This window comes from Parabacteroides johnsonii DSM 18315, from assembly GCF_025151045.1.
Lineage (GTDB): Bacteria > Bacteroidota > Bacteroidia > Bacteroidales > Tannerellaceae > Parabacteroides > Parabacteroides johnsonii.
In genome coordinates this window covers 3,537,304-3,560,980 of the sequence record NZ_CP102285.1, presented here as the reverse complement: position 1 = coordinate 3,560,980, position 23,677 = coordinate 3,537,304, and the positions used below count along the sequence as shown (strand labels likewise).

General features: G+C 44.0%; 14 protein-coding genes. 9 read left to right on the top strand and 5 right to left on the bottom strand.

Going from position 1 to position 23,677, the window contains the following annotated elements; all coding sequences use genetic code 11:
• The first annotated feature begins 18 nt into the window (after positions 1-18).
• The 9 genes from NQ564_RS14820 to porW all read left to right on the top strand — a co-directional run bounded on the left by NQ564_RS14820 (position 19) and on the right by porW (position 16,067).
• Positions 19-1,002, top strand: coding sequence for a FecR family protein (locus NQ564_RS14820; RefSeq protein WP_021862388.1), 984 nt, complete (start codon positions 19-21; stop codon positions 1,000-1,002).
• A 130-nt stretch (positions 1,003-1,132) separates the two neighbouring features.
• Positions 1,133-4,462 carry a TonB-dependent receptor gene (locus NQ564_RS14815; RefSeq protein WP_008146478.1) on the top strand — a complete coding sequence of 1,110 codons (3,330 nt, stop codon included), beginning with the start codon at positions 1,133-1,135 and terminating at the stop codon, positions 4,460-4,462.
• A gap of 8 nt (positions 4,463-4,470) precedes the next feature.
• Positions 4,471-6,165, top strand: a complete 1,695-nt coding sequence (locus NQ564_RS14810; protein WP_039847993.1) for a RagB/SusD family nutrient uptake outer membrane protein — start codon at positions 4,471-4,473, stop codon at positions 6,163-6,165.
• Positions 6,166-6,198: 33 nt separating this feature from the next.
• Positions 6,199-7,575 (top strand): Gfo/Idh/MocA family protein, encoded by a 1,377-nt coding sequence (locus tag NQ564_RS14805; protein WP_008146474.1) that lies wholly within the window; start codon positions 6,199-6,201, stop codon positions 7,573-7,575.
• A 194-nt stretch (positions 7,576-7,769) separates the two neighbouring features.
• Positions 7,770-9,632 (top strand): FAD-dependent oxidoreductase, encoded by a 1,863-nt coding sequence (locus NQ564_RS14800; protein WP_008155931.1) that lies wholly within the window; start codon positions 7,770-7,772, stop codon positions 9,630-9,632.
• A 73-nt stretch (positions 9,633-9,705) separates the two neighbouring features.
• Positions 9,706-10,935 carry a 3-phosphoshikimate 1-carboxyvinyltransferase gene (locus NQ564_RS14795; RefSeq protein ID WP_008146472.1) on the top strand — a complete coding sequence of 410 codons (1,230 nt, stop codon included), beginning with the start codon at positions 9,706-9,708 and terminating at the stop codon, positions 10,933-10,935.
• 72 nt (positions 10,936-11,007) lie between these two features.
• The gene (locus NQ564_RS14790; RefSeq protein WP_021862383.1) at positions 11,008-11,430 is read left to right on the top strand and encodes a hypothetical protein; all 423 of its coding nucleotides are present in this window, start codon (positions 11,008-11,010) and stop codon (positions 11,428-11,430) included.
• 132 nt (positions 11,431-11,562) lie between these two features.
• Positions 11,563-12,366, top strand: coding sequence for a metal ABC transporter permease (locus NQ564_RS14785; protein WP_008146469.1), 804 nt, complete (start codon positions 11,563-11,565; stop codon positions 12,364-12,366).
• A 98-nt stretch (positions 12,367-12,464) separates the two neighbouring features.
• Positions 12,465-16,067 carry a type IX secretion system periplasmic lipoprotein PorW/SprE gene (porW, locus tag NQ564_RS14780; protein ID WP_039848026.1) on the top strand — a complete coding sequence of 1,201 codons (3,603 nt, stop codon included), beginning with the start codon at positions 12,465-12,467 and terminating at the stop codon, positions 16,065-16,067.
• Between the two features lie 168 nt (positions 16,068-16,235).
• On the opposite strand, the gene uxaC is transcribed toward porW, so the two are convergent.
• The 5 genes from uxaC to NQ564_RS14755 form a co-directional block, all read right to left on the bottom strand.
• Positions 16,236-17,639: a glucuronate isomerase gene (uxaC, locus tag NQ564_RS14775; protein WP_008146467.1), complete on the bottom strand. Its 1,404-nt coding sequence runs from the start codon at positions 17,637-17,639 to the stop codon at positions 16,236-16,238.
• 178 nt (positions 17,640-17,817) lie between these two features.
• Complete coding sequence (locus NQ564_RS14770; protein WP_008146466.1) at positions 17,818-18,486, bottom strand: bifunctional 4-hydroxy-2-oxoglutarate aldolase/2-dehydro-3-deoxy-phosphogluconate aldolase; 669 nt, start codon at positions 18,484-18,486, stop codon at positions 17,818-17,820.
• Between the two features lie 44 nt (positions 18,487-18,530).
• The gene (locus NQ564_RS14765) at positions 18,531-19,574 is read right to left on the bottom strand and encodes a sugar kinase (RefSeq protein ID WP_008146465.1); all 1,044 of its coding nucleotides are present in this window, start codon (positions 19,572-19,574) and stop codon (positions 18,531-18,533) included.
• A gap of 80 nt (positions 19,575-19,654) precedes the next feature.
• Positions 19,655-21,097 carry a sulfatase-like hydrolase/transferase gene (locus tag NQ564_RS14760; protein WP_008146464.1) on the bottom strand — a complete coding sequence of 481 codons (1,443 nt, stop codon included), beginning with the start codon at positions 21,095-21,097 and terminating at the stop codon, positions 19,655-19,657.
• Positions 21,098-21,107: 10 nt separating this feature from the next.
• On the bottom strand, positions 21,108-23,642 hold the full coding sequence (locus NQ564_RS14755; RefSeq protein ID WP_008146463.1) for a glycoside hydrolase family 95 protein: 2,535 nt from the start codon (positions 23,640-23,642) through the stop codon (positions 21,108-21,110).
• Positions 23,643-23,677: the final 35 nt, after the last annotated feature.

Sequence of the window (23,677 nt, the reverse complement as noted above, 5' to 3'; positions counted from 1 at the left end):
ATGATAAAAGCAAGATTCATGGAAGAGCATAAACATATAAAAGACTATATCGTCGACTATTTACTGGAAGATGAAGATGAGAAACGTCTTGATCCGGTATTGGCCGAGTGGTTAGCCGAAGATGAATCTCATAGAAAAGAATTTGATTTGTATAAGAAGATTTGGAAAGAATCCCACCGTTATATAGAGCCTGAGATTTTTGATCCTGATCTTGCATGGGAAGAGGTTAACAAGATAAACCGACAGAAAGTATATCTTCGAAAATCTTGGAAAAACATATTATATGCGGCTTCCGGGGTTGCCGCATCTTTATTGGTGGTGCTGGCCTTATCTTTTATGGGAGCTTTTCAGAAAGGATCGGAGGTGCTGGTCAGTATGAGTGCTGATTATGGGAATCGTTCAGAGATCATGTTGCCGGATGGATCTTTGGTCAAACTGAATGCAGGTTCTGAAGTCGTTTATTCTTATGATCCGAAGAAAAAAACGCGGGAAGTTGATTTCCAAGGAGAAGGATTTTTTGATGTATCCAAGAGTAAGGAACCTTTTGTCATTAAAGTGGCTGGAGGTTTAAACGTGAAGGTCTGGGGTACTTCATTCAACTTGCAGGCGTATGCAGATGATCCGGTTATCCAAGCTTCTTTAGTTGAGGGATGTATCGAACTGGAGAAAGGGAACGAGATGTTGAGGATGAAGCCGGGAGAAATAGCTGTTTTCGATAAAGAGACAAATAAGATTAAGCAAATAGAAGGTGTTTTGTCCCATTCTTATGGCTGGTTGGACAATAAGTTATATATGGAAGATATGTCTTTGTCGGTTGTTTGTAAATATCTAGAAAGATGGTATGATGTGGAAATTACGCTTCAACCGGGATTGGGAGAAAAGATCCGTTATAACGGAGTAATACAGGAAGAGACCGTAACAGATGTTATGGATGCTTTGTCTCGCCTAAGTAATATAAGCTATCATGTAAAAGGAAAACATATAAGTATAACCTCTAAATAGAATTGCCTATGAAGTAGAATGCCATGAATACACAAAAACGGGAAATGCTGTAACATCTCCCGTTATAAGTTCGATCATAAAATTAGTGCTTGCAACACTAATAGTTAACTAATAATCAATTTACAAATATATGAATTTATTTAATACGTTAGAGTTGGATTTTTCTCCAACCTTTAAAAAGATATTATCTATTATGAAATTGACAGTAATTTTCTTGATTGCATTTTCACTGAATATTTCTGCTACTGTATATTCACAAACAACGAAATTATCTTTGAATGTCCAAAACCAATCAATAAAGGACATCCTTTATTTGATCGAAAATCAATCCGATTTTCGATTTATTTATGAGAGTGGAAAGATTAATCTGGATAAGAAGGTTTCTGTTCAAGTAAGAGAGCAGACTGTAGAAGTTGTGTTGAAACAATTATTTAATAATGAAGGAATTAATTATGAGATTACGGAAAACAATCTTATTCTGATAAACCCTTCTCCAGAGCAATTAAAAATCATCAGTCAAAATAAATCTCAGGTTAGAAAAAAAGTTACTGGTATTGTTAAAGATGAAAAAGGAGAGCCAATCATCGGTGCGAATGTTGTGGAGAGGGGGACGACGAATGGTGTTATCACTGATATTGATGGAAATTTCGAATTGAATGTCGCATCTTCTTCTGTGTTGGAGATTTCTTATATAGGATATGTTTCCCAAGAGATACTAATTGGAAATAAAAATAAGTTTCATATTAAATTGGTAGAAGATACTCAAAATCTTGATGAGGTGGTAGTTGTCGGATATGGGACTATGCGGAAGAAAGATATGACAGGATCGGTTGCTTCTGCCGATTTAGGAGCATTGAAAGGATCTCCTAATGTCAATATATTACAAGGATTACAAGGAACTCTTCCTGGATTGAATGTTGGGATGGTAGATGAGGCGGGGGCAAGTCCAAGTATTACAGTGCGAGGACGATCTACTATTTCCGGAAGTCAAAATCCTCTGATCATTTTAGATGGTATTGTTTATTATGGAAGTTTAACAAGTTTGAATCCGAATGATATTAAGTCATTTGATATTTTAAAAGATGCAAGTAGTAAAGCTATTTATGGAGCACAAGCCGCAAATGGAGTAATTTTGATAACAACTAAGCGTGGACAGAGTCAAGATAAACCCGTAATTACTTATAATACTTCGTTTTCTGTGGGATCTCCTTATAATAGGCTGCATTCAAAAAATAGAGATTCTTATCTGCAAATGATTCGTGATATCTTTTGGCAAGAAGCCTATACAGAAGAATCTGGCTATACAAAAGATAACCCCGATTATAATATTGAAACTTCTGCACCTTTTACAGATGCCTCCATCGCGAAAGGTTATAGGGCTGGTGCTGATACGGATTGGTGGGATTTAGGAACTAATAATGCGACTATAATGACACACAATGTAGGCATTCAAGGTATGAGTTCTAAAGTTAATTATTATATGTCTTTTGGATATGATAAACAGGACAACTATATAATCAATGATAAGTTTAATAGAAAAACAGTTCGTGTAAATCTTGAAACTTCAGTTACTAATTGGTTGAAAGTCGGAACTCAAGCTTTTGGTTCTTTTTCTGATTATTCGGGTGAGTCTCCTAATCTTACGCAATTGGCGCAGGCTGGGCCTTTAAGAATGCCATATGGTGATGATGGAAATTTGGTAATTCTAGGTGGAGATTTTACTAATCCTTTAATCGGACTTTATAATAAGGATATGGATAAGCGAAATGAATTGTTTGGAAATTTCTATGCTCGATTAAATAACATTTCATTTCTTCCTGGATTTAGTTGGGATATTAATTATGGAAATATGCTTAAGTGGGAAAGGCAGTTTAATTCTAATGAATATGCACAGGCGGAAACAGGAGAAGCTAAGAAAGTGAATGGTACAGCTTATAGTTATACGTTCGATAATATTTTGAATTATACCAAAGATTTTAATCAACATCATATTGATGCGACATTGGTTATTGGTCGGACGGAACGGGAGTATGAGAATACTACTGCAAGGTCGACCGATTTAGCAAACCAGACATTAGGTTATAATGATTTGGCTCAAGGAAAAAATCAATACACGACATCTCAATCATGGGAAGAAGCCTCTTCTTATCAGATGTTTAGAGCAAATTATTCTCTTATGTCAAAATATATGTTGACAGGAACAATCAGAAGAGATGGTTTTTCTGGATTTGCGACGAATGAAAAGGTTGCTTATTTTCCTTCTTTCGCGTTAGGCTGGATTGCTTCGGAAGAATCATTTCTGAAACAGGTTAATTGGTTGGATTTGCTGAAATTGAGAGCAAGTTATGGTGTGAATGGTAATTTGGTTAGTAGGTACAGCTCGTTAGCAACGGTTTCATCTTCTGCTGCGTATGTTTTTGGTGATGGAGGTAGTTCTGCGTATGGTCAATCATTGTCCAATCTTCCTAATGCAAATTTGAAGTGGGAGAAGACGCATGGAATTAACATTGCAATGGACTTTGGTGTGCTAAATAATCGAATAACAGGGAATATAGAATATTACAGGACAACGACGAAAGATTTGATTTGGAAAAAAACACTTCCTGAAATTACTGGTTTTAAAGAAATTGTGGATAATATGGGAGAAATTGCTAATCAAGGTATAGAACTGACTCTGAATGCAACTCCTATTAGGAATAAAAATTTCAGTTGGGATGTGACTTTTAATTTCTCTCGTAACAAGAATAAAATTAATCATCTTTTGGGTGATGTTAATGGAGATGGTATTGAAGATGATCTGGTTTCTAGTAATTTGTTTATTGGCCAATCGTTAAGTACAATTTATCACTATGATGTAGACGGAATTTATCAGTTAAATGATAATATCCCTGAAGGTTATTATCCAGGAAGTTATCGGATCGTTGATCATAGTGGTGATGGTAAATTATCGGCAGACGATCGTATTATCTTAGGACAATCTGATCCTGCTTATCGTTTTAGTTTGCATAATACTTTCCGTTATAAAGGGTTTACTCTTAAAATTTTCTTAAACTCTGTTCAAGGTGGAAAAAATGGATACTTGGCGAATGCGGATGTATTTGGTGCATATACCCCCCAGTTTATATCATCAAAAGGAATGTATGAAGAAGTAGATTTTTGGACTCCTTCTAATCCAAATGGAAAATTTAGAAATCCTGCAGGAACAAGTTCTATTAATCCGAATATTTATCAAAAAAGAAGTTTTGTGCGTTTACAAGATGTAATTTTAAGTTATGATTTTAATCCCGGATTATTATCTAAAATCTATGTAGATGCATTGAGATTATCTGTTTCAGGTAAGAATCTGTGTACTTGGACGAAATGGGATGGCTGGGATCCTGAGACGGGTAGTGGCCTTGGGTATGGAGGTCGACCTGTTATGAGACATTTTACAATTGGACTTGAATTAACATTAAAATAAAAAACGAAATGAAGATAATATATTTAATTTGCTTCTGCATGTTGATATCTTTTTGTTCATGCAACGAATCTGATTTTTTGAAGGAAGTTCCGTCTGGAAAGTATACAGCAGAGAATATGTATAAAACGAAGGAACATTTTGACTCCGCAGTTATACAATTGTATGGAGATTATCGTTCATTGTATTATAGTGGAAATGACAATGAATATGATTTTTTTTGGGGAACAGATTTAACCCATGCAGGTCAGCCGAATGTAGTTCGATTTTTTAGTGATTATCCTGCTACACTGGATCCTACAGCTGCTAAAGTGATTTATCATTGGAGAGGTAACTATAAAATCATTGCAAATGCAAATACGATAATAAGTAGGTTACCAGATTCGGAACTAACGGAAGAAGAGCAGAATTCAATAGCAGCTGAAGCAAAATTTTTCCGGGCTTTGGCATATAGGTATCTTGTTTTTCTGTATGGTGGGGTTCCTTTGGTTGTGGAAGAAATAACTTCTTCTAAAGATGATTTTGTACGTGCATCTAAGGAAGAAGTATTGGAGCAGATTATTGCGGATTTGGAATTTGCTGTCAATTACTTACCAGATATTTCTAAAGTAGCAGATGGAAGAGTATCTAATGTTGCTGCAAATCATCTTCTGTCTGAAATAGCATTGGCTGCTAAAAATTATGATTTGGCAGTTAAATCAGCATCTGCTGCGATCAATAATCCTGCAATGGGTTTAATGAAAGAACGATTTGGGTCCCGTAAAGATGAACCGGGAGATTTGTATTGGGATCTTTTTCAAAGAGGCAATCAAAATAGATCGAGTGGAAATAAAGAAGCCATATTTGTGATACAATTTGAATTAGATATTTTAGGAGGAGGCCAATCTTCTACAAAAAGAACAGGTTATTTGATGGAAAGATTCCATGCTCCTAATACTCCGTTAGCAACTGATCCTTGGGATAAAGGTGTAATTGCAGATATGTTGCAAACAACAAATATAGGACGTGGTGCGGGATGGCTGATGCCGACTTTTCATTTTTCGAATGTAATATGGTATGATGTAAATAATGAAATAGATTATGGGGATATTAGAGTTTCGGAGTATAATTTCCCTCGTGGTATTAAATATAATAATCCTAATGGACCAGAGAAATACCAAGGAGTTTATTTTGACATAAATACCGCAGAGAATCAGTATTGTTTGTCGACTCAGGGTATTTGGTCTCGTGGAGCTTATCCTTATCAGACAAAGTGTACAACCCCTAATGATCATCCGGCTTCAATGATTGCAAATGAAAAAACAGGGGAGTTAAGGAGTGACGCTGGGGTAACTTATTCTGATTGGTATGATATGCGACTTGCAGAAACCTATTTGTTAAGAGCTGAAGCATATTTGATGAAAGGTGATTTATCTGCAGCTGCGGAAGATATTAATGTTGTTCGAAAACGAGCTGGTGCTTCTTTGATTACGGCATCAGATGTTACGATAGATTTTATTTTGGATGAAAGATTACGTGAATTAGGTATTGAAGAAAAGAGAAGATTGACATTAAGTAGAATGGGAAAATTGTATGAAAGAACCGTAAAATATAATGTATACAATGCACCAAACATTCGTGAACATCATCAGCTTTATCCGATTCCTCAAAGTGAAATTGATGCTAATGTGGGGGCTGTACTTGAACAGAATCCGGGCTATAATTAAAAATATGTATCAAATAGTAATAAAATAGATAAAATGAAAAGTAATATTTCGAGACGTGATTTTCTGAAAACATCCGGTGTTATTGCCGGAAGTTCCTTGATTAGTTCCAATTTAGGAGCTTCTTCGATAGAAGACATTCCTTTTGAATCGAATAAAAAAATAACTGTAGCTTTGGTTGGTACAGGTTCAAGGGGAATATTTATGTGGGGAAAGGACTTGGTAGATAGTTATTCCAATTATATTGAATTCGTGGGACTTTGCGATATCAATGAAGGACGTGTTGAAACTGGGAAAAGAATGATTGGAGTTTCTTGTCCTACATACACGGATTTTGAAAAGATGATGAAAGAAACAAAGCCTGAGGTGTTGATCGTTACAACAATGGATAGTACACATCATCAGTTCATAATCCGTGGAATGGAACTTGGTGCAAATGTCATTACTGAAAAACCAATGACCATTGATGAAAAGAAAATACAGGCAATTTTGGATGCGGAAGAAAGAACCGGAAAACATTGTCGAGTTACATTTAATTATAGATATTCTCCTCATAGGGCTAAAATATGGGAGTTGCTTCGTGCTGGAGAAATAGGTGATATCACTTCTGTAGATTTCCATTGGTATCTTGACACTTCACACGGGGCCGATTATTTCCGACGTTGGCATAGGCTTGTTGAATGTAGCGGTTCGTTATGGGTGCACAAAGCCAGCCATCATTTTGACCTTTTAAACTGGTGGATCGATAGTGATCCGGAAAGTGTATATGCATTAGGTGAATTGAATTTTTACGGTAAAAATGGAACGATGAGGGCGAAAAATTGTCGTACCTGTCCCCAAACCAAACAATGTCCGTTTTTCTTTGATATTACCAAGGTTAAAAGCCATATGGATATATATGTAGCCAACGAAAAATATGATGGTTATTTACGTGATGGTTGTGTCTTTAGAAATGATGTCAATATTTTCGATAAAATGGCGGCAACTATCCATTACAAAAATGGGGTACAGGTGGCATATTCGTTAACAACCTATTCTCCTTATGAAGGTTACCGTATCGCTTTTAATGGAACAAAAGGTCGGTTAGAAGCCTGGATACAAGAGTCGCGAAAAACTTCAGATGTAAACTATGACGAGATTGTGTTGTTTAAAAACTTCTCTAAGCGAGAATATATACATATACCGTTTGGAACTTCTGGACATGGAGGAGGTGATGCCCTTCTGAAAGATCAATTGTTCCTTCCTAATGTCGATGATCCGTATCGCCAGTGTGCTAACAGTAGAGATGGGGCATTAGCTTGTTTGGTAGGGATAGCTGCACGTAATAGTATAGCAACGAAACAACCTGTGAAAATTGCAGATCTTACTTCTATATCTCCAATGGAAAAGAAGCAGTATAAAAGAATTCTCTAATAATGTAACAGCAATTGAGGATTATATAAATTCAATTTTTTGAATAGCTTTTTATAGGGGAGTGTAGAATCTGTGCTCCTCTCTTTAGCTTCAAATAGAATACTTGTTTTTATAGCTTTTGATAATATGTAAACGGTTTGTAAAGTTATTATGCCCGTTACGCACAAGAAATATTAAACTGTAAATAGCATTTTATGAGAAAGAAAACACTTGTACTCTCCCTCCTTTTAGCCTGTGCGACCGCTTTCGGCCAATCGTCCTACGACCTGGTGATCGTCGGAGGGAATCCCGGAGGGATCATGGCAGCCATCTCTGCCGCCCGGATGGGGAAAAAATCGGTGATACTCGAACGAACCCGCTATGTCGGCGGACTGCCCGCCAACGGACTCGGAGCAACTGACATCGCCACCCGTGCCGCAACGACCGGTCTGTTCCGTGAGTTTGTAGACGCGGTGAAGCAACACTATATCGATACCTACGGTCCTGCTTCCGAGCAGGTGAAAGTATGCAGTGACGGTTACCACTTCGAACCCTCCGTCGGAGCACGCATCTTCCAGAAGATGCTCGACGGACAGAAGGACAAGATCACGGTCCTGACCATGCGTCAGTTCGATGCCGAAGATGAAAACATAGTTATGCGCGATAACCGCATCGAAAAGATCCGCATCCTGAACCGGGAAACCGGAGAGATGGAGGAATACACCGGTTCGGTATTCCTGGATGCCACCTACGAAGGTGACCTCGGAGCCGCCGCCGGCGTTCCTTTCCGTGTAGGGCGCGAAGGGAAAGACGAGTTCGGCGAACCTGGAGCCGGACGCGTCTACAAATATTGGGGCGGTCCGGAAGGGGACGGCAGCACGTTCAAGAAAGACAATGCCGTGCAGTCCTACAATTACCGCCTCTGTCTGACCAACAATCCGGCGAACCGCGTGGCCTTCACCAAGCCGGCCCGTTACAACCGCGAAGACTATGCCTCCATCGTGGAGGATGTCTGGACCGGACGCAACACGGATGCCGCCATGCAACGCGTGACACCCGAAATGATGGAAGAGAACCGGAAGCATATCAAGGCCGGCAACCCATCCAAACTTCCGGGTGACAAATGGGGGATCGCCAAGATCACCAACATCGTCCATGTCCCGAACATGAAGACGGACGCCAATAACCAGCACGGCGTGTTCGTCTCCACCGACCTGCCTGAGGAAAACTGGCCTTGGCCCACTTCTTCGTGGGAATGGCGTGACAAGTTCGCCCAACGTCTGCGCGAATACACCGAAGGTCTTTTCTGGTTCGCCCAAAACGATCCCGAACTGCCCGCCCACTTCCGCAAAGCGGCAAAAGAATGGGGCCTTTCGAAAGACGAATATGCGGACAACGGACATTTCCCACGCCAGGTCTACGTCCGTGAGGGCCGTCGTTTCGAAGGCGCCTATTTCTTTACCGCCAACGATGCCATTCCGGTAACGATCGGCAGCCGCCCGCCCATCCACGAAAGCAGCATAACGGCCAGCCATTATGCGCTGGATTCGCATGCGGTGCGGAAAAGAGAAAAAGGAAGGGTGCATCTGGACGGCTTCCTGAGTTATCCGTCGGCGGTATATACAGTCCCCTATGGCGTGATGGTTCCGAAAGAGGTGGACAACCTTCTGTTGCCCGTCCCGGTTTCGGGTTCGCACATCGGATTTTCCACCCTGCGCATGGAGCCTTGCTGGATGGCGATGGGACAGGCCGCCGGTATCGCCTCTGCCCTTTCGATCGACGGGAAGGTGAAGGTGCAGAATATCGACCTCTCCCGCCTACAGGACAAACTGATCGACCAGAAAGCGACGCTTATGTATTTCAAGGATGTGGATTACACGAGTCCTCACTTCCGCATGGTGCAGTATTTGGGACTGCGCGGCTACCTTCCCGAATGGACTGCACGTTTGCAGGAGCCGGTGGATGCAACGACTCTGGCCGCCTGGAAAAAGTTGAGCGGAACGGACCTGCCGGGCATAGAAGCCGGGAAAACGACAAGATTAGCGACTTTGGAAATGATTTATCGGAAAATAAAATAGCTATATCAGGACAATATTAGTCATATCTTCCCAATAAAATCCGTACTTTTGTACTCCATTTTAATGCAGAGATATGAGCTACGTTGTAAAGAGTCCTGTTTCACTGAAAGCTTCCATCAAGCTTCCCGCATCCAAGAGTATCTGTAATCGTGCGTTGATACTTAATGCGTTGAGCTATAGTCCGTATGAAATTCGAAATTTGTCGGATTGCGATGATACGGAAGTGATGGTGAAGGCATTGAATTCGAATGATCGTGACTTTGATATAAAAGCCGCGGGGACTGCGATGCGGTTCCTGACGGCTTTTTTGTCTAAGGTGGTGGGCGAATGGACGATTACCGGGACCCAGCGGATGAAGAACCGGCCGATCAAGATACTGGTGGATGCACTGAATTCGTTGGGGGCAAGGGTGGAATATATGGAGAAGGAAGGGTATCCTCCTCTTCGCATTTTCGGAAGTGCGCTGCAGGGAGGTGAGATTTCGCTTGCAGGCGGGGTCAGTTCGCAGTACATTTCAGCGTTGTTGATGATCGCGCCCCTAATGGAGAAGGGGCTGACGTTGCATCTTGAAGGTGCTATAATTTCAAAACCTTATATTAACCTGACATTACAGCTGATGGAGCAATATGGGGTAAAGGCGGACTGGAGTGGGCAGACCATTAAAGTAAGGCCGCAGGACTATCATCCGATACCTTTTACCGTCGAATCCGACTGGAGCGCCGCTTCCTACTGGTATTCCATGATGGCGTTGTCTAAGAATGCTGAAATCGAGTTGTTGGGACTATTTAAGAACAGTTTGCAAGGAGATGCCGCCGGAGCCAAATTGTTTGCACAGCTTGGTGTGGGCACGACTTATACGGATCGGGGTGTTATTTTGAAGTACAATGGGAACAGGACAAAAAAACTGAATTATAACTTCGTCAATGAGCCGGATCTGGCTCAAACCTTTGTCGTAACCTGTGTGTTATTAAATATCCCTTTCCGCTTCACCGGTTTGCAAAGTCTGAAGATAAAAGAAACCGACCGTATTGAAGCGCTTAAGACGGAGCTTTGTAAATTAGGGTATCTCTTGACAGACAGCAACGACAGTATTTTAGAATGGAACGGCGAACGTTGTGAACCACAAGCACATCCGGTGATCGCGACCTATGAAGATCACCGGATGGCAATGGCCTTTGCACCCGTCGCCCTGGTTGTGTCGGAAGGAATTGAGATTGCCGATCCGCAGGTGGTCCGCAAGAGTTATCCGCACTTTTGGGAAGACCTGAAAAAAGCCGGCTTTATCATAATTGACAATGGATGATTGGCAGTTGGCAATTGGTAATCAGCCGCCAGCTCCCTTAATTTCATTATTAATTATTAATTCTTAATTATCATGTGGTATATAGTAATAGGAATAGTCGTTTTGGGTATCGTTGCTGCCATTGCCGGTTATTTTCGGAACCGGAAATTGCAGAAGATGCTGGAACGCGGGGAGATTACCGAAATCCCCGAAGCACAGGAGCTTGTCACTGACGAATGTTGCGGACAACATGAAACTTGCGAACGCGACAGCCTGCTGGCAGCAGTAAGCAAAAAAATCGAGTATTATGACGATGAAGAACTGGACCGCTTCCAGGGAGTCGAGGCCGATGCTTACGATGAAGATGCCGTGAATGAGTTTCGTGATGTGCTTTATACGTTGAAGGAAATAGAGGTGGCTGGTTGGCTGCGTAGTCTGCAACTTCGTGCCATTAATTTACCGGATGAGTTGAAGGACGAGGCGTTCCTGATTGTCGGCGAACGGCGCATACATTAGGTTCCATAGGCATGAAACGAAAATTTCCCTTGTGTGGAACAAAAGTTTCATAGGCATGAAACAGGAGTTTCCCTATAATGAAATGAAAGCTTCCTGCCGGGAAACCATAAAAAAGGATAAAGAAGATAGAAAATGGATTTACTTCAATATGGTTTTTTCCAACATGCTCTTTTGGGCAGTCTGCTAACCGCGATCGCTTGTGGGATTGTCGGGACGTATATCGTGTCACGACGACTTGTTTTTATCAGTGGAGGTATCACGCATGCTTCTTTCGGAGGGTTGGGATTAGGTTTCTATCTTGGGATGAATCCGATCCTGATGGCGATGTTGTTTTCCGTACTCTCCGCATTCGGGGTGGAGTGGGTGAGCAAGACGCAGAATGTGCGTGAAGACTCTGCCATTGCCGGTGTCTGGTCGTTAGGGATGGCATTGGGCGTCATTTTCATATTCCTGACACCCGGATATGCACCGAATCTTTCTGCCTACCTTTTTGGGAATATTCTGACTGTTTCGACGGGAGATATTATCTGGATTGCTGCTTTGGCGTTATTGCTGGTGGTTCTTTTTACCCTTTTCCTGCGGGAGATTGTTTATGTGGCGTTTGACAGGGATTTTGCTGTGACACAAGGGTTGCCTGTCAAGTGGATAGAATATGTGATGATGTTCTTTATCGCCGTGACGATCGTCCTTTCGATCCGTCTGGTTGGGATTATGCTTCTGATGAGTCTACTGACATTGCCTCAGATCACTGTAAACCTTTTTACGTCAGACTTCAAGAAGATTATTCTCGGAAGTATTGTTATCGGTTTCCTGGGATGTGTGTCCGGGCTTGTTCTTTCTTATTTTCTGAATGTGCCTTCCGGAGCGTTTATTATTCTTGTCCTTGTCCTTTTCTTTTTAGTAGTCAAGGCAATAAAAGCCCTATTGGAGCGTTAAAGAATTAGTGTAGAAGATGATTTATCGGTATGATTTTTATAACCATGCCATCCATGTTTAACATCGGCAAATCATCATTTATCTCACAAACAAATACAATGAAGAAAGGTTTCTACTATATAATTGCATTATTGATTGTCTCTTTGTTTTGGTCTTGCAGTACGAAGAAGAATACCAAGGCAAGCCGCTTCTATCACGCTTTTAATTCCCGCTATAATATCTATTTCAACGGAAAAACATCGTTTGACGAAGCGTTGCTTTCCATGCAGAACGGCTATAAGGAAAGCTATTCTGACATGATCCTGATGTACCCGATCAGTGCCGAGCCCAAAGACAAGCCTGAAACGGGAGGTCCTTTCGACCGGGCGATCGAGAAAAGCAATAAAGCGATCAAGCTCCACTCCATCAAGGCAAAGCCACCTAAGAAGCCAGGATGGCGCAACGATCCCAAGCAACGTGCCTGGCAGGAACAGGAAGAATACAATCCGTTCCTCAAAAAGTGCTGGTTGATGATGGGGCAGGCGCAGTTCTATAACGCCGATTTCTTGCAGGCATCTGCCACCTTCTCCTACATTGCCCGCCATTATGCCCATGATGAAGAGGTTGTGGCCGAAGCCCGTCTCTGGCAAGCCCGCTGCTATTCCGAGATGGAATGGTTTTATGAAGCGGAAGATATCTTAGGGAAACTGAATACGAACGGTATTCCCCGCAAGAACTTGAACCAGTATGCGACGGTATATGCCGACTACTTGGTGAAGAATAAGCAATATGAAGAAGCGGTCCCTTATTTCAAGACAGCGATCAAGGCGGAGAAGAACCGGCTCCAGCGTACTCGGATGAAGTACTTGTTGGGGCAAATTTACGCTGAACAGGATCAGAATGGACTTGCTTACCAGATGTTTGGGCAGGTGATCAAAGCCAATCCTCCCTATGAGCTGGAGTTTGCTGCCCGTATCCGTCAGACCGAAGTATTCACCGGCGGTAATTATCAGAAAGTGATCAAGATGTTGGGGAGGATGGCAAAAAGTGATAAGAACAAGGATCTGCTTGACCAAGTCTATTATGCGTTGGGCAACGTCTATATGAGCCGGGAAGATACGGTGAATGCTATCAAGAACTATGAGTTGGGCGTGGAGAAAAGTACCCAGAACGGCTTGGATAAGGCGATCTGTCAGATCAAGTTGGGTGATCTTTATTTCCAGAAGCGTGACTATGTCAAGGCGCAACCGAACTTTAGCGGTGCATTGTCCGGCATACAGAAAGAGTATAAAGACTATGAACGAGTCTCTAAACTGTCTGCTATTCTGGATGAGTTGGTTGTGCATGTGGAGGCGGTTCATTTGCAGGATAGTTTGCAAACCCTTGCCAAAATGCCAGAAGCTGAACGGCTTGCTGTGATCGATAAGATTATCGAGCAGGTGAAAAAAGAGGAAGAAGAAGCTAAAGCGCTTGCTGAGAAAGAAGCCTATCTGGCGGAACAGGAGGCAAAAGGAACCGGTATCGATCGGCCGGGCACAGAGACGGGCGGTATCACATTACCGACGACATCCGGAGGGGCCGGTTTTTATTTCTATAACCCGCAAGCCGTATCACAAGGGAAGACCGCTTTCCAGCGTAAGTGGGGACGGCGTGCGCTGGAAGATAACTGGCGCCGCCGCAAAAAAGAGATGTCCACTTTCGATGAAAACGGAATGGACGAGAATGAAGGCATGGCTGAAGGGGAAACGGGCGAACCGAACGAAATGCCGGCAGATTCGCTCGAACTCGGGCTGGAGCCTGTAGCATCCGACGATCCGAAAACACGTGAGTATTACATTCAGCAGCTCCCGTTGACACCCGAAGATATCGAATCTTCTAACGTGATCATAGAAGATGGTCTCTATAACATGGCTATGATTTATAAGGACAAGCTTGAAGATATCCCGTTGGCTACCGAAGCCTTTGAGGAACTGGAACGCCGTTTCCCGAAGCATAGCCATCTTTTGGAAAGCTATTATCAGGTCTATCTGATGGCACTTCGTTCTGGGGACCAAGTGCTTGCTACTACTTATAAGAATAAATTGGTCACGACTTTTCCGGAATCGGATTATGCGATTGCAATTGCCGACCCGAATTATGAATATAATATCCGGATGATGGATAAGGTGCAGGATTCGATCTATCAGGCGACTTATGCAAGTTACCTGGCGGAAGATACGGTCACCGTACGTCGTAATTACCGCGATGTCAGTGCCAAGTATCCCTTGGCAGATCTGTTGCCGAAGTTCATGTTCCTCGAAGCACTGACCTATGTGCAGGCCGGGGATGCCGAAGGTTTCAAGAATGCTTTGAAAGCCTTGGTTGAGAAATATCCGACAGCCGATGTGACGGAGCTGGCAGGTGAAATGCTGAAGGGTGTCCTGCGCGGACGTATGATGGTTCAAGGTGGTATCAAGGGAATGAGCTGGAACTTGCGTTTCGGTTTAGGTGAAGATGGTATGCTTTCGGCTGCCGATTCGGCCCGTACTTTCACGGCGGAGCCAAACACTTTTTATAGGATGCTCTTGATGTTCCCGGCCGGAACACTCGACCGTAACCAGTTGCTTTTCGCCGTTGCCGCTTATAATTTCGCAAACTTTATGGTGAAGGAGTTCGACTTGAGCTTTGAAGAGGCAGGTCCGATGAGTATGTTGACGATCCATGGCTTCTTCAATCTGGATGAGATCTTGCATTATTATAAGATGATCTACGGAGCAGATGGTTATGCGACCGCTTTGGACAAGAATGTGGCCATTCTTCCGATCTCCGACGATAACTATGAAACGTTGATGCGAGGAAAGACGCTTGAAGAATATATTGAATTCTTCCAGGAAAACTTTGGTGAGACCACTCCGGAATTGGCCGCCCGTTGGAAAGCTCGCATGGCTGCCGAACAGATCAAAGAAGAAGAGGCAAAGGCCGAGGCGGAAGAGGTCAGATTACAGAATTCCGAGGATATTCCGGAGGAGACATCGACTACAGAAATTCAGGAAGAAAGGCGGGAAACCATTAAGAAAACTGTTCGTCCGAAAGAGCAACAGAAACAGCAGATCGCAGAAGAGGCTGTGATATTACCTGTCGTGAAAGACACGATGACTGTTCATAAAGAGGAAGCACTCCTTCCTGCGGATACGGATACTGTTTTCGTACGACCGGCTGCTAAAGATACGGTTGTTCCTGCGTTATCTGACACCGTTCCTGCTGTTGTCGCTCCTATCGAGCAACCCAAGGAACTTACATTAAAAGAGATCGAAGAACTTCGCAAGCGTGAGGCCGCCGAAGAGGAAGCTCGCAAGGAAGAAGCCCGCAAAGCTTTTGAAGCCCAGCAGAAGGCTGAAAAAGAATTGCAGGAAAAGAAAGCAAAAGAAAATGAGGAACTTCTGAAGAAGCAAAAGGCTGAAGAAGAAGCTTTGTTGAAAGCAAAAGCCGAACGCGAAAAACAGCTTGAACGCGACCGTAAAGCCAAACTTCAACAGGTCGAAGCTGAACGTAAGGCGAAACTCAAAGCCCGTGAAGAATTGCGTAAGCAGAAAGAGCGTGAGTATAAGGAACGCCTGAAGCAAAAAGAAAAAGAACGTAAGCAGAAGGAACGCGAATACAAAGAAAAACTGAAAGCCAAAGAAAAAGCTCGCCGCGAAGCCCAAAAAGCTAAAGAGGCAGCAGCCAAAGCGAAAAGAAAGTAGTAAATTGTTTGGTACACAGGTAAAGATATTATCTTTGTAAGAATGATATCCCGATTCTTCATGCAGTCATTAAGTGGATGATTACAGATCTGAACTAATCGTGTATAAATAAGGAAACGGGCTGTGCCAGCAGGAAATTGGCGCAGCCCGTTTTTTCAAGAGGATTTCTTAGAACCCGAAATACCCTTTTGCGTTATTGTAACTGATGTCTTCGACCATCTTGCCGATAAACGGCAGTTCGGATGCCGGTAGCAGACCGTCTTCCACTTCGCGGCCCAGGATGTTACACAGGATGCGACGGAAGTATTCATGGCGTGGGTAGGATAGGAAACTACGAGAATCTGTCAGCATTCCGACAAAGCGGCTTAGCAATCCTAAGTCGGACAATGCGTTCATCTGTTTTTCCATACCGTGAATCTGATCCAGGAACCACCAGCCGGAGCCATACTGCATCTTGCCCGGAACCGTACCGTCGTTGAAGCTGTAGATCGTTGTCATCAGCAGCTCGTTGTCGCGCGGGTTCAAGTTGTAGAAAATGGACTTTGCCAGCACGCCTTCTTCGTCCAAACGGCTCAGGAAACGGGCCAGCGGAGTTGCAACTTCTGCATCTCCAATCGCATCGTAGCCGGTATCGGGGCCTAACTTTTTGAACATGCGAGCGTTGTTGTTACGAGTTGCACCATAGTGGAACTGTTGTACCCAGTCGCTTTTGGCATCCATGACAGCAAACTCATATAGCATGGCAGAACGGAATTTGTCGATCTCTTCGGCTGTCAGTTCTTTCTTCATACGTGCTTTCAGGAAGATAGCCTCAATTTCTGCATCCGTGTAGGGTTCGGCATAGAAAGTGGTCAGACCGTGGTCAGACAGGCTGCAGCCCTGTGATGCAAAGAAGTCGTGACGTTTCTGCAAAGCGTCGATCAAGTTTTTGAAGTTGAGGATCGACATATCGGCAGCAGCTTCCAGCTTGGTCAGGTATTCGTTATATGTATCGACATTCTCGATGGCCATTGCCTTGTCCGGGCGCCAGGCTGGCAGAACTTTGGTCTTCAGACCACTCTGGCGGATCTGGGCGTGATATTTCAAATCATCGATCGGATCGTCAGTCGTACATACGACTTCCACGTTCATACGCTCCATAATTGCCTGAGCGCGGAATTCGGATGTTTGCAATTTGGCTGTACATTCGTCGTATATCTCGCGGGCGGTAGATGGGTTCAGTACCTTGTCTATGCCGAAGATACGACTCAGTTCAAGATGAGTCCAATGATATAGCGGGTTGCGCATGGCATATTGCATAGTTTCAGCCCATTTTTCAAACTTCTCGTACGCCGGTTTGTCTCCCGTGATATATTCTTCGGGTACGCCATTGGCACGCATCGCACGCCATTTATAATGGTCACCACCCAGCCATATCTCTGTCAAGTCGGCAAACTGGTAGTTGTCGGCTATCTGTTGTGGAATCAAGTGGCAATGGTAATCGATGATTGGCATTTTTGCTGCATGTTCGTGATACAGTTTCTGAGCTGTCTCGGACTGGAGCAGGAAATTGGAATCGAGAAAGGATTTCATGATTTATGATTTTAGATTTATGATTTATGGATGATAGGTGAGAGGGTGTCAAATTGATATTACCGGACGCAGATGAGTCAGAATACGCAAACTGATGCAGATTTATTTAGTTGATAATTAATAATATCTGCGCTCGTCTGCGTCCCATGAATACCTATATTTGACACACTCTCATCGTTTACCGATATTTTTTAATAGTTGCCAGTGCGTCGCGGCAAAGTGTGGAGATTGCCTCCCAATTGCCGGCTGCAATCATTTCTTTCGGGAACAACTTGGAACCCATGCCTACGCAAGTCACGCCAGCTTTAAACCAGGCTGACAGATTTTCTTCCGTTGGTTCTACGGCACCTGTAGCCATGATCATGGACCAAGGCATAGGAGCTTTAATGTTCTTTACGAACGATGGTCCGCCTACGTTTCCGGCGGGGAAAATCTTGCATAAGTCACAACCAACTTCTTGGGCGAAACCGATTTCCGAAACGGAACCGCATCCTGGTGTATACGGGACTAAGCGACGGTTGCACACCTTTGCAATTTCCGGATTGAACAACGGACCGACGATGAAGTTGGCCCCCAATTGCAAGTACAGGGAAGCTGTTCCGGCATCTACGATAGAGCCGACACCTAATACCAGATCGGGGCATTCTTTTGCAGCGAACTTGATCAGTTCGGCAAATACTTCGTGGGCGAAGTCACCGCGATTGGTGAATTCGAATGCACGGACACCGCCTTCATAGCAGGCTTTGACAACCTGCTTTGCGATTTCTACATCCTTATTATAGTAAACAGGTACCATTCCTGTGCTGACGATCGCGTCGAGTACCTGCATTTTATTGAATCGAGCCATAATTAATAAATTAAAGGATTAAAGAATGAAGAATTAATTGTCAATTACCTTGACACTCGTCCCGAAGCATCTCCACCCATCAGTTTTTCAACTTCATCGACAGTCACCTGATTGAAGTCGCCGTAGATAGTATGTTTCAGGCAAGAAGCTGCAACAGCGAAATCGAGTGCTTTCTGGTCGTCTGTCGTATAAGTCAGCAGACCATAGATCAAACCACCCATGAAAGAGTCACCGCCGCCTACACGGTCAACGATATGTGTAATGTCATAACGACGAGACTGGTACAGTTTGCCGTCGGCATAAAGAACACCGCCCCATGTATTGTGGTTGGCATTGATAGCGCCGCGCAATGTGATGATCACTTTCTTTGCACGCGGGAATTTGGCCATCAGCTGTGTACATACGGATTCGAACTCGGCTGCATTCACCTCGCCGTTTGTTGCTGTCACGTCAAAGCCTTCCGGTTTGATGCCGAATACCTTTTCTGCATCCTCTTCGTTTCCTAAAATTACATCACAACCGGCAACCAATTCCGGCATCACTTCAGAGGCGGTTTTGCCATATTTCCACAGGTTCTTGCGATAATTAAGGTCGCATGATACGGGGATGCCCATACGGTTTGCTACTTGTATAGCTTCAAGGCAAGCATCTGCCGCACCTTGTGAAATAGCTGGTGTAATACCTGTCCAGTGGAACCAGGATGCATCCTTGAATACTTCTTCCCAGTTTACCATTCCCGGCTGGATTTCAGAAATAGCCGAATGAGCGCGGTCATAGACGACTTTGCTGGCGCGGGCTACAGCACCTGTTTCCAGGAAATAGATACCCAAGCGGTCACCGCCGTAAACGATGTGAGAAGTCCCAACACCATACTTACGCAGGTCCATTACGCAAGCACGCGCAATGTCGTTTTTAGGCAAACGGGTTACAAACTCGGTCGCAATACCATAGTTAGCCAGTGATACAGCAACGTTTGCTTCACCGCCACCAAAGGTAGCATTCAATTTATCACTCTGACAAAAACGGAGATAGTCTGGTGTGGCCAGCCTAAGCATGATTTCTCCAAAGGTTATTACTTTTTTATCCATATCAATGGTTTATAATGTGTTCAGGCCACAAAAATAGGAGTTTATTTTTAAATAAACATGGTGTGTGCGCGAAAACATAATTAATAACTGAAATTATTCCAGAAAATAGACGTATCATTTGTCTTTCTTTGATCTTCGATCATTTTTTCACGGAGACGCTGGATTATTTTTCTGTATTTTTTTTGTCCGCTAAGGTTGTTCATTTCCCAGGGATCGTCTTTCAATTTGAATAACTGGGTCGTACGTTCTCCATTTACATGATATTCGATTAGTTTCCAGATCCCGTCGGAAATGCTGCGTTGATTATCCATGTAGCAGTAATAGAGATGGTCGCGAATAGGCCTTCCCCCTTTTATAGAAGAAAGCAGGCTGACACCGTCTACCGATCGGGGCACAGGTAGTTGGAGCATGTCGCAAAGGGTCGGGAAAACGTCTATCAAATAGCATAGGTCTGCTGTTTTTTTACCGATGTGTTGTGCGGCTGCTTTGATCATCAAAGGGACGCCGATGCTATGTTCGTAAACGTTCTGTTTCCCCATCAAACCATGTTGTCCGACTGCTAACCCGTTGTCTCCTGCAAATACGATGATTGTGTTTTCATATAAGTCGTTATCTTTCAGAGTTTGGATAATGTCGCCTACACGTTTGTCCACATGGGAGATCATGGCATAATATTCCCTAATATGCCTTTTGATCTCATCTGGACGGCGGGGAATAGCTGCCAATACCTCATCACGTATTTCTAATTCTCCGTTATCGAATGGGTGCTTTTCCATAAAGTTGGGTGGAAGTTGTATTTGGCCCTGATCGTAACGTTGCATGTATTCATCCGGCATGCTCCGAGGGTCATGAGGAGACATATAGGCAACCGATAGGAAGAACGGTTGATTTTTATCTTTTTGCTGTTGAATATATTCGATGGCTTCATGGGTGAAAATGTCTACTGAATGCTTTCCCGAATACATGTATTCTCCTTTCTCATATTCGACCTTGTTCGATTTTGCTTGGTTACGGATGACTGGGCGGCGTTTTCCGTAATTCATATCTGAGTGGTAATCGTATAGGGGAACGTTCCAATGGTCCCACATACCTCCGAAAAAGATTGCTTTCCCGTCTTTGAAACAACGGTTTAGGGCTTCATAGCTACTGTGCCATTTACCGGTATGGAAAGTGTTGTAACCAGCTTCCTGGAGGGTTTCACCTATCATCGTGTGTGAATCCGGGATTGTTGCTCCCTGTTTTTCGAGGTTATACAGATACTTTCCGGTCATCAGCATGGCTCGGCTTGGCATACTGACGGCTCCGGATGTGCCACCCATGATATGAGCGTTGGTAAATACGGTACTTTCTCCTGCCAACTTGTCCAAATTGGGCGTTTGAACTTGTTCTTTTCCTAAAAAGTTCATTCCTGAAGCCCGCATATCGTCGGCTAGGATTAGAATAATATTGGGCGTTTTATCTGCTGCCAGTGAACTGGCAACAGATAAAAGAGAAATTCCGATCAATGGTAATGCTTGTTTCATTTCTTTGTGTTTATTGTGTGATTAGGTAAGTTCCGCCTTTTTGTGTGTTGAATGTCACTTGGAAATATTCTTTACCGTTTGACTGGATCGGTTTAGATGTAGCTATGGTTTTATCGTTCGATTTAACGGTGAAAGGCTGTCCGGTACGAAGCGTGCAGCTCTTCCCAGACAATGAACGGATCTTGACCTCTGTCAATATCCCATCCTGCCAGTTCATGGCGATCTCGAAGTTACCCCGTGCTTTCAGACCGGAAACAGAACCTTCCTTCCATACATCGGGCAAGGCAGGCAACAGATGAATGTATCCGGTGTGGCTTTGCAGCAGCATTTCAACGACACCTGCCGTATAGCCGAAGTTGCCGTCGATCTGGAAAGGAGGGTGTGCGCACAATAAATTCCGGAAGAGTCCTCCACCTTTATGCGCACTGTTTCCGAATCCGACAGGATTGAACAGGTTGGCAATGATCTTGTAGGCATGATTGCCGTCCAGCAGGCGTGCCCAGCAGTTTATTTTCCAGCCCATTGACCAGCCGGAAGCCAGGTCTCCCCGTAGTTCGAGCGTTTTGCGAACCGCATTAAACAATTCCGGTGTTTTGTCCGGTGTGATCTGGTCACTCGGATGGAAGCCGTACAGGTGGGAGAAATGGCGGTGTTGAGGTTCCGCTTCCTTGAAATCATATATCCACTCCTGTAGTTGCCCACGTTCTCCGATTTGATAGGGTTGCAGACGTGCCAGTTTGTTTTTCAGCTCATTCCGCAACGATTCATCCAGATTGAACATTTCCGAGGCCTCGATCGTGCGGGTAAAGGTTTCGCGGATGATTGCCATGTCCATCGTAGGCCCCATGCTCATAGCTGCCGTTTGTCCATCTTCCGTGATGAAGCGATTTTCTGGGGAGACACCTACCGGAGTCACCAGGTATCCATTTTCATCCTCGATCAGCCAGTCGGCAAAAAACTCGGCTGCTCCTTTCATCAGGGGATAAGCTTCATTTTTGAGGAATGTTTCGTCTTGCGTGAATTGGTAGTGTTCCCATAGATGACTGCATAGCCAGCCTTGCACCATCGGCCAGAAAGAGGCCGTCGGCACATTGTCGTTTGGTAGCGATTCTCGCCAGATAGAGGTGTTATGATGGGCAACCCAGCCACGACGGTTGTACATGTTTCGAGCTGTCTCGGCTCCCGATACCGCGAGTTCACGGATCATCCGGAAGAGGGGCTGTTGGCATTCGGACAGGTTCGTCAGTTCGGCAGGCCAATAATTCATTTCCGTGTTGATGTTAATCGTGTAACCACAGTTCCAGGCCGGGATCGTGTCTTTATTCCACATCCCTTGCAAGTTCAGAGGCTGCCCACCCGGACGCGATCCGCTGATCATCAGGTAACGGCCGAACTGGAAAAGAAGGGCTGCCAGTTCAGGATCGGCTGTCTGGGCGAATTGCTCGATTCGTTTGTCGGTCGGCATCGCCTTTTGTTCGGGAGAAGATGCCAGTTTGAAATCGACGCGGTTGAACAGAGAACGATAATCCTCTGTATGACGTTGTTTCAGTGTCCGATAGTTATAAGAGAGCGCTTTGTCCAAGATGCCGGCTGCTTTGGCTGAAGGATCTATGCCTTCTCGGCTCGGGCTTTTGTCGAAACCATTGAAACTGGTTGCCATGCTGAGCACAAAATAGACTTCATCCGTGTCGTAGACATGGATGCCGGAGTCAGTAATATCACATTTCCCGTCTTTTGGGAAAACAGGTTTCAATTGTGCTTCGAAGAACATCCCTTTCCCATCGATCTCCTCACCGTAAAGCATCCGTTTGTTAAATTTGCGTTTACCGTTTGCATCGTAGAGCTCAGGGTGTTTGTATGGGTCGCCCCATTGTTCGATTTGCTCGAATGTACGCCGTTCCACATAGCCGGGAGCTTGCCCGTGAAGGATCAGGCGGTCGTCCCTCCCTTTTTGCAGGGCTGTCGGGTGGGGAGAAGTGAAATTGAGCGAGATGTCGATACCGTCCGGCGTATTACTTTTCAGTCGCATGACGATCACGTTATCCGGATGGGAAGCAAACACTTCCCGTTCGTAATGTGTTCCGCCCTGTTCGTAGACGGTTGTGGCAACGGCGTCTGAGATATTCAGTGTCCGTTTATACCGATTGGCCTCTCCTTGTTTGTTGTTTTGGATATGCAAGTCGCCGAACGGTTGATAATACTGGTGCAAGCGTCCGAGCCAGTTCTTGCAGACCAGATCGGAGGCTTCTGTATATTTTCCTGCTTTCATCAGCCCGACCACTTTGTCGAACATTTCCGGTGTTATTTTTACGTCTTTGAAAACGACCGAAGGCTCTCCGCTGTATAATGTGTTTTCGTTTAATTGGAGTTGTTCGTTGTCGGTTCTCCCGAAAATCATTGCTCCACTTCGTCCGTTACCGATGGGAAGAGCCTCGTCCCAATTCCGGGCTGGGCTGTCGTACCAGAGAACAAGCGGTTTTTTTTGTGGCGTTTCCTCACACGCCATCAGCAACAATAATAAGGTCAAATAAGTGATAATAAGCATAATACATGGTATTTTAAGATTATAGAGAAAAAGTG